This window comes from Streptomyces sp. NPDC053432, from assembly GCF_055585365.1.
Window position 1 is genome coordinate 399713 of the sequence record NZ_JBVJKF010000001.1, and the last position, 12151, is coordinate 411863.

12 protein-coding genes are annotated in these 12151 nt (G+C 72.0%); 3 read left to right on the forward strand and 9 right to left on the reverse strand.

Annotated features, from left to right (window positions below):
- Positions 1–10: 10 nt before the first annotated feature.
- The 9 genes from ACZ6Y1_RS01800 to ACZ6Y1_RS01840 all read right to left on the reverse strand — a co-directional run bounded on the left by ACZ6Y1_RS01800 (position 11) and on the right by ACZ6Y1_RS01840 (position 9353).
- Positions 11–2683 carry a cation-translocating P-type ATPase gene (locus tag ACZ6Y1_RS01800; protein ID WP_469620947.1) on the reverse strand — a complete coding sequence of 891 codons (2673 nt, stop codon included), beginning with the start codon at positions 2681–2683 and terminating at the stop codon, positions 11–13.
- On the reverse strand, positions 2676–3272 hold the full coding sequence (locus tag ACZ6Y1_RS01805; protein ID WP_469620952.1) for an Rv1733c family protein: 597 nt from the start codon (positions 3270–3272) through the stop codon (positions 2676–2678). Before ACZ6Y1_RS01805 ends, ACZ6Y1_RS01800 begins: the two co-directional genes overlap by 8 nt.
- Before the next feature lie 43 nt (positions 3273–3315).
- Positions 3316–3816, reverse strand: a complete 501-nt coding sequence (locus ACZ6Y1_RS01810) for a flavodoxin domain-containing protein (protein WP_469620955.1) — start codon at positions 3814–3816, stop codon at positions 3316–3318.
- A gap of 44 nt (positions 3817–3860) precedes the next feature.
- Positions 3861–4928 (reverse strand): putative PEP-binding protein, encoded by a 1068-nt coding sequence (locus tag ACZ6Y1_RS01815; RefSeq protein ID WP_469620958.1) that lies wholly within the window; start codon positions 4926–4928, stop codon positions 3861–3863.
- Positions 4853–5164 (reverse strand): PEP/pyruvate-binding domain-containing protein, encoded by a 312-nt coding sequence (locus tag ACZ6Y1_RS01820; protein ID WP_469620961.1) that lies wholly within the window; start codon positions 5162–5164, stop codon positions 4853–4855. Before ACZ6Y1_RS01820 ends, ACZ6Y1_RS01815 begins: the two co-directional genes overlap by 76 nt.
- Before the next feature lie 33 nt (positions 5165–5197).
- Complete coding sequence (locus tag ACZ6Y1_RS01825; protein ID WP_469620963.1) at positions 5198–5350, reverse strand: hypothetical protein; 153 nt, start codon at positions 5348–5350, stop codon at positions 5198–5200.
- Positions 5351–5593: 243 nt separating this feature from the next.
- The gene (locus tag ACZ6Y1_RS01830; RefSeq protein WP_469620966.1) at positions 5594–6043 is read right to left on the reverse strand and encodes a universal stress protein; all 450 of its coding nucleotides are present in this window, start codon (positions 6041–6043) and stop codon (positions 5594–5596) included.
- A 109-nt stretch (positions 6044–6152) separates the two neighbouring features.
- Complete coding sequence (locus ACZ6Y1_RS01835; protein ID WP_469620968.1) at positions 6153–8555, reverse strand: glycoside hydrolase family 65 protein; 2403 nt, start codon at positions 8553–8555, stop codon at positions 6153–6155.
- A gap of 57 nt (positions 8556–8612) precedes the next feature.
- Positions 8613–9353, reverse strand: a complete 741-nt coding sequence (locus ACZ6Y1_RS01840; RefSeq protein WP_469620970.1) for a helix-turn-helix domain-containing protein — start codon at positions 9351–9353, stop codon at positions 8613–8615.
- A gap of 608 nt (positions 9354–9961) precedes the next feature.
- Here ACZ6Y1_RS01840 and ACZ6Y1_RS01845 point away from each other — a divergent pair.
- The 3 genes from ACZ6Y1_RS01845 (at position 9962) to ACZ6Y1_RS01855 (ending at position 12147) form a co-directional block, all read left to right on the forward strand.
- A complete protein-coding gene (locus tag ACZ6Y1_RS01845) occupies positions 9962–10432 on the forward strand; it encodes a cyclic nucleotide-binding domain-containing protein (RefSeq protein WP_469620973.1) in 471 nt (156 codons plus the stop codon).
- A 9-nt stretch (positions 10433–10441) separates the two neighbouring features.
- Positions 10442–11095: a CBS domain-containing protein gene (locus ACZ6Y1_RS01850; RefSeq protein ID WP_469620976.1), complete on the forward strand. Its 654-nt coding sequence runs from the start codon at positions 10442–10444 to the stop codon at positions 11093–11095.
- Positions 11096–11169: 74 nt separating this feature from the next.
- Positions 11170–12147 carry a 1-phosphofructokinase family hexose kinase gene (locus tag ACZ6Y1_RS01855; RefSeq protein ID WP_469620979.1) on the forward strand — a complete coding sequence of 326 codons (978 nt, stop codon included), beginning with the start codon at positions 11170–11172 and terminating at the stop codon, positions 12145–12147.
- Positions 12148–12151 lie beyond the last annotated feature (4 nt).

A 12151-nucleotide genomic window follows, 5' to 3' on the forward strand; every position in this document is an offset into this window, starting at 1 on the left:
TCCGGTGGATTCAGGCGCGGTGGCGCCGACGACGGACCGCGCGGCGGAGTTCGTCCGTCCCCCAGACCAGTGGCGGGAAGGCCGCGATGAGGAGGACGACGTCCAGGGGCAGGGCCGCTGTGCCGAAGAGCTGCTGCAGCGGGGGCGCGTAGACGAGCGCCGCGGTGAATGCGAGTTCGAAGGCGATCCCGGCGAGCAGCAGGGGGTTGGTGAAGAAGCCGATGTCGCGCAGGGCCGCATGGTCGGTGCGGGCGGCGAAGGCGGTGCCCACCTGGCAGGTGACGATGCCGGCGAAAGTGGCGGTGGTGGCCGTCAGGTAGGCGTGGTGGAGCGGGGTGCCCGGTCCGGTGGGGTCGCCGGGGTGCCAGCCGGCCCGCCACAGGACGTAGAAGAACGCGGTCATGACCAGAGCGGCGGAGACGGAGCCGAGCCAGCCCCAGCTGCGGATGAGCATGTCCTTGTTGATCACGCCCTGGGTGCTGGGGCGGGGCGGTTTGGACATGACGCCGGGTTCGGCGCGCTCGCGGCCGAGGGCGAGGGCCGGGAGGGTCTCGGTCCCGAGGTCGATGGCGAGGATCTGCAGGACTGTCAGCGGCAGGGGGACGGTGCCGGCGGAGAGGGCGAAGACGAGGAAGGGCACGACTTCGGGGGTGAGGTGGGCGAAGATGTAGACGATGAACTTGCGGACGTTGTCGTAGACGCGGCGTCCGGATTCGATCGCCGTGACGATGGTGGCGAAGTTGTCGTCCGTGAGGACCATGGTCGATGCCTCGCGGGCCACGTCGGTGCCCGAGCGGCCCATGGCGACGCCGATGTGGGCGCGGTGCAGGGCGGGAGCGTCGTTCACGCCGTCGCCGGTCATGGCCACGATCTGGCCGTGGCTCCTCAGGGCGTCGGCCACCTTCAGCTTCGTCTCCGGCGAGGAACGCGCGAAGACGATCTCGGTGTCCTCCTGCCGGAGCAGGTGGTCCAGGTGGTGGTCGTCGACCGCCTCGGACTGGGTGATCACCCGCAGCTTCGGCACGCCGATGCCGACGGCACGGGCGATCGAGGCAGCCGTGGCTCCGCTGTCACCGGTGACGACGTGCACGGTCACCCCTGCCTCGTGGCAGCGCCGGACCGCGGCCGCGACCTCCGGGCGCGGCGGATCGTAGAGGCCGACCAGCCCGAGCAGGTGCAGGTCCCGCTCGGCCTGCTGGCGCCGCACCGGGGGCTCGGCATCGGCGGGCAGGTCGCGCACGGCGACGGCCAGCACGCGCATGCCGTCCGCCGCCAGCGCGTCGGCAGCCGCTTGCGCCTCGCGGGCCGGCTCTCCGCTCGTCAGCACCGACAGGACCGCCTCCGGGGCACCCTTGGTGATCACGCGGAGGCGGCCGTGGTCCGTCACCTGGACCACTGACATCAGGCGGAGGCGGGGATCGAAGCGGAAGCAGGCCCGGCGGTGGGCGTCGCGGTCGGCCGGGGCGACGGGCACGCCCTGTTCCGCGGCTCCTTCGGCCAGTGCGAGCTCGGTCGGATCTCCGTGCAGCCGGCCGTCCGTCTCGCGGGTCACGGTGGTGCACAGGGCCGCTGCGTGGATCAGCTCGGTGCTCCGGTGCCCGGGCTCCGAGAGGTTCCCGGGCGTCCAGGAACCGTGCAGGCGCATCTCGTTCCGTGTGAGGGTGCCGGTCTTGTCGGTGCAGATCACGTTGGTGGAGCCGAGGGTCTCGACGGCGCTCAGCCGCTTGATCACCGCGCCCTGCCGGGCCAGTACCCGTACCCCGACGGCGAGGGCGAGGGTGATCGTGGGCAGCAGACCTTCCGGCACGTTGGCCACGAGCAGGCCGATGGCGAACATCAGCGAAGCGGTCACCGGCAGACCGACCGCCACACCGATGACGAGGAACACCGCCCCCATCGCGACGGCGACCGCCGCGATCAGCCAGGCGACCTTCTTGACCTGCTTCTCCAGCGGGCTCGGCTCACGGGGGGTGCGCTGGCTGAGGGCGGCGATCCGGCCGAGTTCCGTGTGGTCGCCGGTGGCGAAGACGACCGCCTGTGCCTGTCCCTCGGTGGCGCTGGTTCCGCTGAAGACGAGATTGGGTTCCTGGAGCACCGGTACCGCCTGCAGCCCCGGACCGGCCACGCGTTCGACCGGGGTGGACTCGCCGGTGAGCATGGACAGGTCGGCTTCGATGCCTCCCTCGGTCAGGCGGGCGTCGGCGGGGATCCGGTCGCCTTCCTCGAGGACGATGAGGTCCCCCGGGACGAGATCACGGGCGGGGACGTGCTGCGGCTGCCCGTCACGGATCACCTGGGCCTGTGCGGGAAGGTAGCGGGCCAGGGTTTCGACGGCCCTCTCGGCCTGCCGTTCCTGGACGAGGGCGAAGCCTGCGTTGACCAGGACGACGGCGACGATCGCCCAGCCGAGTACGTCGATGGCCGCGACGAAGGCGAGGGCGGCCGCCGCCCACAGGAGCAGGGCCAAGGGGTGCACCAGCTGCCTCAGGAGTTCCCGCAGGATGCTCGGCCGGGCCGCCGGCCGGACCTCGTTGGGCCCGTAGACCGCCAGGCGCCGTTCCGCCTCCCGGCTCGACAGACCCAGCGGGCCGGTGTGCAGTTCGCGGCGGAGCAGCGCGAGGGGCTCGAGCGGATCCGGGGTGACGTCCGGCGTGAGGTCCCGTTCCACGGCGCTGTCAGCCATCGTCCGCTCCCTGACCGGGCCGCAGACGCCCGGACCACAAGGGTTCCACGTCCTCCCATTCGGCCTCCCAGGCGCGGGAGCTGCGTGCGTCCACGATCCGGAGCCCGATGCGGACCAGGAGACCTGAGACGAGCACGATCCCCGTGAGGGCCCCCGCTCCGAGGCCGAACGCGTCCAGCCCGATCTCGACCGCCTCGGGGGGCTCGTCGGCCGCGTTTCCGGAGTCGTCGACCCACACGCGGACCGTGTCCCCCTCGTGCGTGCCCACCGGGACGGGAAGGGTGCCCGTGTGTGCACGGTCAACCGGATAGCGCCACGTGGCGGGGGCCACGGTGACGCGCGTCCCGCCCGGCCCCTCACCGGCCCGGTAGGTGGTCCGGCCGACCGTGACGGCCTGGATGTCGTGCCTGTGGCGGGCGACCGCCTGGGCGGCGCGGCTGCTGTCGGTCCAGGCGGACCGTCCGACGGCAACGCCGCAGAACACGGCGACGAGGCAGGCCACGGCGAAGACGGCGTGCAGGCGGGTGCGGGTGCGGTCGGCTTTGCGCCGGAGCGGGTTGTTCCCCGGTCCCCTCGTCCGGTCGTCCATGACGCGCCTCCGCGCTGCGTCCGTGCCGGCCCGTCCACCCGGTTCAGGCGGCGGCGAGCTCGGCGCTGATGTGGTGGGCCCAGGACTGGATGCGCTCGGGATCCCGGAAGTCACCGCCCTTGCCTTGGCGCAGCATCGAGCGGGCGAGGAGTCCGGGGGTGCGGGCCGTGACACTGCCGCCGAACGTCTTGTGCTCCCGCGCGCCGATGAGCTGCATCCGGCGGGCGACGGCGGGCAGCGGGGGGATGTCGTGTTCCTCGGCGGAACGGTCGAGGGGGCCACTGCTGAACAGCCAGACCGGGCGGTGCCGGAGCGACTCGGCGTTGCGTTCGGCGCACCGAGCGGCCTTGACGCTCCAGTGGCCGGCGTACAGGGCACCACCGAGCACCACGGCGTCATAGCCGCGGACGTCATCGACGCGGCCGGCGGGCAGGACGACGGCGTCGAGGCCGTCCTCGCGGAGGGTCGTGCCGATCTGCTCGGCGATACCCGCGGTGGATCCGTGCTTGGTCCCGTAGGCGACCAGGACCCTCTTGGTGCTCATGGCGGGACTCCTTGTGTCTCGTCCTCGTCGGGCTGATGTCACTGTCACGCGGCCGGCGGTGGTTCCGCATGGGCCGGACGGATCCCGGCAGGGACCATTCGGTCCCTGCCGTGGCGCCGCTCCTCTCCTGCGGCCACGTGCTGCTTGACGGCCGGGAAGCTGTCCGGGGCGACGGAGATCGAGTCGATCCCGATGTCCACGAGGAAGGCGGCGAAGGCGGGGTCGTCGCTGGGGCGCTGCCCGCACAGCCCCACGGGCCGTCCGGCGGCCTGGGCCCGCGGGACGAGGGTCCGGATCAGGCCGGTGACGGCCGGGTCGTTCTCGTCGAAGACGTCTGCGAGGGCCTCGGAATCCCGGTCGACGCCGAGCGTGAGCTGGGTCAGGTCGTTGCTGCCGATGGAGAAGCCGTCGAAACGCGCACCGAAGTCCTGGGCGAGCAGGACGTTGGCGGGGATCTCGGCCATCACGTAGACCTTGAGCCCGTTGCCACCCCGCCGGAGCCCTTCGGCGGCCATGACGTCGAGGACCTTGTCGGCCTCGCGCAGGGTGCGGCAGAAGGGGATCATGACGATGACGTTGGTCAGGCCCATCTCGTCGCGCACCCGGCGCAGGGCCCGGCATTCGAGGGCGAAGCCTTCGCGGTAGCCGTCGCTGTAGTAGCGGCTGGCGCCCCGCCATCCGATCATCGGGTTGGCCTCGACCGGCTCGAAGGGCCGACCGCCGAGGAGTTTGGCGTACTCGTTGGTCTTGAAGTCGCTGGTACGGACGATCACCGGATCGGGCCACCGGGAGGCGGCGATGCGGGCGATGCCGTACGCGAGGCGGTCGGTGAAGTAGGTGGTGGGGTCGAGGTGGCCCTCGGTGAGCTGGTCGACCGCGCACCGGTCGGCCGCGTCCAGGCGTTCGGGGTGGACCAGGGCCATGGGGTGGACCTTGACCTGGTGGGCGACGATGAACTCCAGGCGGGCCAGTCCGACGCCGTCGGCCGGCAGCCGCCACCAGCGGAACGCCGCCGAGGGGTCGGCGAGGTTGAGCATCACCCGGGTGCGGGTGGCGGGCAGGGCGGCGAGGTCGGTCTCGGTCTCCTCGTACGGCACCAGGCCCGCGTACACGCGGCCGCGGCTGCCCTCGGTGCACGAGACCGTGACCGGGCGGCCGTCGCGCAGGGCCTGAGTGGCGCCGCCGCGCCGTAGGCGTCGGCGGTCGTGGCGAAGCCGGGCGGTACGGTCACGCCGGCCGAGGCCAGCCGAACGGTGAGCTCGCCCAGCGAGGCGTTCTTCCCTCCGACGCGGCCGAGATCGCCGCGGCCGAGCCGGGTGAACGGTATGACGCGTCGCATGTGTCCCATGACGTCCTCCGTGGCCTGTGCGCCGGCTGCGGTTCAGTACGGCAGGGGGCGGCCCGACGGCGTGCGCAGGTCCGGCAGGGCGGGCTTGTGGGGCTGCTTCGGCCGGGTCTGGATCCGTATGCGCTGCATCGTGGTCACCCTCTTGGGGGAGGCGGCGCCGGTGTGGCGTCCGGGTTCCACGATCACGCCGCGACGGTGGTGGTCCGCAGTGCCGAGGGGGCCAGTCGCACGGGGCCGAGTGGTCCGTTCATGCGCGGGGCCGACCGGCCCCGCGAACGGCTCCCCCGGTGGCTGCGCGCCCCCGGAGCCGACGGGCGGGCGAGGGGGATGCGGGCGATCACGGAGGAGAGCGCCGGCCGAGTCCGGACGGCGCTCCCCGCACGTCACCTCACGCTGTGCCCGGCAAACTGGTGCGGCACGTGGCACGGCTCATTCCACGGGGACGTCCTGCCGGACGATGGTCACCGGACACGAGGCGTGGAGCGCCACCTGCTGGCTCACCGAGCCGAGGAGCGCCCGGCGGAAACCGCCGCGTCCGCGGCTGCCCACGACCAGCATGTCGGCACCTCGGGCCGCGTCCACGAGGACCTGGACCGGGTGGCCGTGTACCAGGCGCTCGTGCACCAAGGCGGTCCCCCCGTCACCGAGTACGGTGCGGACCTCGTCGACCAGCAGCTTCTCGGCCTCCTCCTCGTCGAACGCCGCGTCCACCGCCGGAGCCGACCATGACGCTTCGCCGGGGATCTCCCAGGCCGTGACCGCCTCCACCTTTCCGCCGACGAGACCGGCATACCGCACCGCCCAGCGCAGGGCGCTCTGGGACGAGGGCGATCCGTCGATGCCCACGACGATCCGCGGAGCCTCATGCTGCGTGTCCATGCCCTTCACCCCTTCCGAGACATACCTTCAGCGTGTGGGAGATGAGCGTCCGCCGCCATAGGAGGCGCACGCGCCGTAGCCGTTTGCGCGGGTGGGTCCCGTGGCCGTCTCAGCCCATCGGCAGGCGGAACCACCTTTCCTCTCCCGCGCCGACCCGCTCCCGCCGGTCACCGGGAAGGACCAGCGCCACCGGCCCGAGGGGCGACGGCGGAACGCGGATGCCCAGACGGCCCGGCCGGAACCAGATGCGCACGTCCCGGTGGCCGAGATATGCGATCGAGAATGCGGAGCGGGGGATCTGGGACAGCGGCACGGGGTCGATGTGCAGGCCGTCGGAGCCGGGATCCAGGCCCGCGATTCCGCGTTCGACGAGGTCGAGGGTGCCGGCCATGGCTCCCAGGTGAATCCCCTCGCCGGTGGTGCCGCCCTGAGCATCGGTGATGTCGCTGAGCAGGGCGTTCTCGCAGTGGCGCCAGGCGTCCGGGCCCAGGTGCCGGGCGAGCACCCAGCCGTGGACGAGGCTGCTGAGCGTGGAGCCGTGACAGGTCCGTCGCAGGTAGTAGGCGGTCGTCCGTGCCCAGCACGCGTCGTCGAAGGCGTAGTCGAGCCGGGCGAACAGCCGGGCGAGTTCGCCGGGACGGAAGAGGAAGCCGAGCATGAGGGTGTCGGCCTGCTTGGACGCCTGGTAACGGTTGGGGCTGTCGCCCTCTGCCTCCAGGATGCGGTCCAGGCGGCGGATGTCGTGGTAGCGGGCGCGGTACTTGTCCCAGTCGAGCTCGGCGAGATCGCCGTAGCCGTGGAACTGGCTGATCACACCCTGGTGGAAGGGCACGTACATACGGTGCGAGATGTCCTCCCAGTGACCGAGGTCGTCCGCCGCGAGGCCGAGCTGGGCGAGCAGTTCAGCGGCTCGGGCTGCGGGGAGTTGCCCGTAGAGGTCCAACGCGCGGGCCAGTACCCAAGCGGCCGTGACGTTGGTGTAGGCGTTGTCGTCGATGCCGGGCGTAGCGGCGTCCGGGTAGGCGTCGTGGTATTCGTCCGGCCCCATGACACCACGGATCCGGTAACGATCAAGGCCCGCCTCCCACTTGGCGACACTCCCCCAGAAGTCGGCTATGTGCAGCAGGAGTTCGGCGCCGGGCCCGTGCATGAAGCCGGTGTCTCCGCTGGCGAGACCGTACTGCCAGACATTCCAGGCGATGGCCGACCCGACGTGGTGCTGGAGGTGGGAGTGGTCGGGAAGCCAGCGGCCGGAGCGGGGGTTGAGGTGGAGCCTCTGCGTCTCCTCGGCGCCCGAACCGCCGCTCTGCCAGGGGAACATCGCCCCCCTGGCCCCGATGGCACGTGCCGAGACCCGGGCCGCGGGCAGCCGCCGGTGCCGGTACATCAGCAGCGCGCGGGCGGTCTCGGGGAAGTGCAGTCCCAGGTAGGGCAGGACGAACAGCTCGTCCCAGAAGACGTGCCCCCGGTACGCCTCCCCGTGCAGACCCCGGGCCGGGACGCCGACGTCGAGTTCCGCGGTGTGCGGCGACAGCGTCTGGAGGACGTGGAAGGCGTGGAGGCGCAGGACCCGCCCCGTTTCACCCGGCGTCTTCAGTTCGCCCTCGCTCCAGATCCGCTGCCACGCCGCCTTGTGGGACCGCAACAGGGCAGGGAACTCCGGGGCGTGCTCGGCATGCGCGATGCTGCTCTTCACGGGGTCCTCCCACGGCCGGTCCAGGGAGGTGAACAGGGCCGCGGTCTTCACGACCACCGCCGGCTCAGCCCGTCTGATCGGCAGGATGAACGTCTGACGGGCGGTGGTGCTCGTGCAGGCGCTGCTGACGAGAGTGAGGGGCCGTGCCAGGGTGCGTACGGCGAGCCCGACCCGCAGCCGCGAGGTGGCGGTGTTGCAGGACAGCCACGCGGTGCCCTCCGCCTCCACTCCGGCCCGGTGTTCGACGAGGTGTCGCCCAGCCAGGGCGCGGTACCGCTCCACGCCCGTGTTGGCGACGCCTCCGTCCAGTACGGCCTCGATCTCGACCCTGCCCTGCCAGCCGTAGGCACTCAGGACGGTGCGCTGAGCGGCGAGGTACGGATCGCCGATGTGGACGAGCCGGGTGTGGGTGACGCCCAGACGGCGGCCTTCGGCGTCATGGAAGAGCATGCGGCGGGTCAGCGTTCCGGAACGCAGGTCCAGTGCGACACGGCAGTGGCGCAGAGTGGGGTGGTCCGGGGTGAGCCAGTCGCCGGGCGCGGCGTCGTCGGGCAGGCAGCGGTAGCGCAGGGCGGTCCAGTCCGGCAGCCGGACCATGTCCTCGTTGGAGGTCTTCCGCCCGGCGACCACGGAGGTGAGCCGGTCGTAGCAGCCGGCGAGGTACGTGGCCGGGTAGTGGGCCTCGTCCGCGTCGTTCTCGGGGGAAGACCCTCGTGTGGCGAAGCGACCGTTGCCGAGCGTGCACAGTGACTCGACCAGCCGCTCGGTCTTGGGGTCGTAACGGTGGTACTCCCAGTGCCACGGGGTGGTGTTCACGGCCGCCTGCTCGTGTCGAGGACGACCGCTCTCACATCGCTCATGGCTCGTGTTCGCTCATGACTCGTGGAGGACGCGACGGCCGGTCAGCCGGATGGGAGTGATCTTCATCCAGTGGGTGCGCGGGCCACCGGCCCAGGGTTGGGACCGCGCCGTGGCCGTCAGGTGCCGGATCTCCTCCGCATCTGTCACGGCTTCCAGCCGGCCCACGGCCAGAACGCTCCAGCCGCCGGCGGTGACGTCGTCGATGTTGTCCGTCTCGAAAGCGCCCGGCGTGCCCGCGGCTCTGGCAACGAGGGCTTCCACGGCGGTGCGGAACGCGATGTCGGGGCCTGCGGTCAGGTAGTTGACCGGGAGAACGGCCGGCCCGTCGGGGGTGGACACGGCGATACGTCCCACTCCATGCGCGCCCAGCAGCTCCCGGCACTGGGCCTCGTCCAAGGGCACGAGTGCGGTGTCGCGGCGAGCGGTGGAGCGGCCCGGGGCACGACCTGCGCTCGCCCCGGTCAGATCGCCGACCGTCACGCCGAGCTCGTCCGCGACGCGGACGAGCGTCCTGATCCCGGGAGCGGCCGCGCGCTCTTCCAGGTAGGCGATGTAGTTGCCGTCCGCGCCGCACCGCCGGCCCAGCTCCTCACGGCTCAGGCCGAGGGCGATCCGCCGAGCTGCCATGCGGCGGCCCAGATCAGTGCGTCCGGCGGTCTCGGCCGTCTCGGCGGTCTCGGCGGTCTCGGCGGTCTCGGCGGTCTCGGCGGTCTCGGCGGTCTCGCGCGGGCGGATGCTATGTGTCCTGTTCACGGCACTCACTGCTCCTGCGGCGGTACGGCGACCGTCTCGTGCTGCGGTCCGCCGAGCACGACCGTGAGGGCGCCGGTGTCTCCGGCGCGCGAGAAGACCTCGTCCGCCCCGCGCCTTCGAAGACGAGTGCCTTCATGGTCGCCGCCTCTCTGTGCTGGGCGGTATGGGGTCACCGTCAGGCTGCGCCCCCGCCCCTCCACGGCGCTTGGGCCGGTCGGCCCCTACCGAGGGGACCGGTCGGGTCTCGTCGGCGCATCACGGCGGATGCCACGGTGGAAGCCGGCACCCTCCCCCGGAAGGAGGACCGCTGCCATGTCCCAGCCGGCCCCGTCTTCATCTCCCCGCCCGGCCCCGCCGAGGTTCCTCGGTGGCAGCAGGACGGGCAGCACGTTCCCGGTCGGGAGCGACCGCGCCCGGATCCTCGTCGACCGCGGGCTCTTCCAGGGTGTCGCGGACCTGCGCCGCCGCAACCGGGACGAGCTGCCCCGCGACGCCCGCCGTCCTGGCCCGCCGACCCGGGCCGGACGGTCCCGCGGTCTGCACCGCGCGGCCCTCCCGGCCCCCACGGCACCCGGCGCACGGTGAAGGGGAAGGGCTGGAGGCACACCATGAGCACCATGCACGGCATCCTCGAACAGATGACTCCGGAAGCCCGCGAGGCCCTGCTCGCCCACTCCCACCAGGTCACGTTCCCGGCCGGGACCCGCATCTTCAGGGAGCACCAGCGGGCCGAGAAGTTCTGGGTCATCGAGTGCGGCACCGTCGACCTCGACACCCACGTCCCCGGCCGCAAGAACGCCGTCATCGACACCCTCGGCTACGGCGAACTGCTCGGATGGTCGTGGATGTTCCGCCCCTACACCTGGCACCTGGGCGCCACCGCCTCCCGCGAGGTCCGCGCCCTCGAGTTCGACGCCGCCGCCGTACGGGAGCTGTGCGACGAAGACTCCGCCGTCGGCCGGTCCGTCTCCACCGCCGTCGCGTGCGTCATCGCCGACCGGCTCGACTCCGCCCGCACCCGGCTCCTCGACCTGTTCTCCCCACACGGCAGCGGAACCCCGCTCGCCCACGCACGCTGAGGACCCGCAATGACCTCCACCCCGTACACCGTCGCCGACGTGATGACCACCGAAGTCATCGCCGTCACACCCGACACCGGCTTCAAGGACATCGCCGCCGCGATGGAACGCTGGAAGGTGACCGCCCTCCCCGTCATCGAAGGCGAAGGCCGCGTCGTCGGCGTCGTCTCCGAAGCCGACCTCCTCCCCAAGGAGGAGTTCCACGAACACCACCCCGGGATGATCGAACAGATGCGCCGCCTCGGCGACACCGCCAAGGCCGGCTCCACCCGCGCCGAAGCCCTCATGACCACACCGGCCGTCACGATCCGCCCCGACGCCAACCTCCCCCGGGCCGCCCGCCTCATGGCCGACCGGCGCATCAAGCGCCTCCCGGTCGTCGACGCCGACGGCACCCTCAAGGGCATCGTCAGCCGCGCCGACCTGCTCAAGGTCTTCCTCCGCAGCGACGACGAACTCGCCGAGGAAATCCGCCGGAGCGTCGTCGAACACCTCTTCCCGCTCTCGCACAAGGAAGTCACCGTCACCGTCACACACGGCATCGCCACTCTGACGGGCAGCGTCCGGGACGAGCACCTGATCCCCCTGGCCGAGCGACTGGCCCGGTCCGTCGAGGGCGTCGTCGACGTCCGCTCGCGGCTGAAGGCGCACACCGAACCATGAGCCCCGGACCCGGAAGGGCGCGGTGACCCTGCCGCCCTCCGTACGGAGGCCGGCCCGACTACCAGGACCCCGCCATGAGCAGAGCCGCGGCACCGGAGCGAACCGCCGGTCCACAAGTCGTCACCCTGACGATGAATCCGACGATCGACCTCTGCTGGGAGGTCGAACACCTGACGGTCATCGGCAAGAACCGCGCACGGGTCAGGTCGGTCGCCGTCGGGGGCGGAGGAATCAACGTCGCCCGTCACATCGCGCGGTTCGGAGCACGGGCCACCGCCCTCCACACCGCGGGAGGTGAAGTAGGCCTGCGCCTCAACCGGCTGCTGGACGAAGAGGGCATCGACCACGTCGCCGTCGGCATCGACGACGACAGCCGCGAAGCACTCGTACTGTTCGAGACCGGATCACATCGCAGTTACCACGTCGTGCCGCCGGGCCCGCGACTCCACGAGCACGAGGGGGATCGGTGCCTGGAGGTACTGGAGCAGCTCCTCGGCAGTCGCCCGTACGTCGTGGCCAGCGGGAGCCTGCCCGGCGGCTTGCACGAGGCCTACTACGCGGCCGTCGCCCGTCGTGTCAGGGCAGCCGGAGCGCGGCTGGTGCTGGACACCTCCGGGCCGGCGCTCCCGGCCGCCCTCGCGGAGGGTGTGTTCCTGTTCAGGTGCAACCGGACGGAGGCCGAGGGCCTGACCGGCCGCCCCGTCAACACCTTCGACGACGCCCGGGCACTCAACGAGCACCTGCTGGCCACGGGGGCCGCCGAGGTCGCCGTCACCACCCTCGGAGCACTGGGCGCGCTGTGCTCGACCAGCCACGGCCACACCGAGCTCTACGTACCGCCGCTGCCCGGCGAGCCCCTGAGCGACGCGGGGGCGGGCGACAGCATGGTCGCCGCCCTCACCACGCAGCTGGCCGCCGGTGACGATCCCGTCAGTGCCTGCGCGCTGGGGGTGGCCACAGCCGCCGCGGCGATGCTCACCCCCAGCACCGAACCCTTCGACGTGGAGGTGGCCCGATCCCTGCGCGCGCAGGTGCGGATCCGCCGGCAGTGACCGA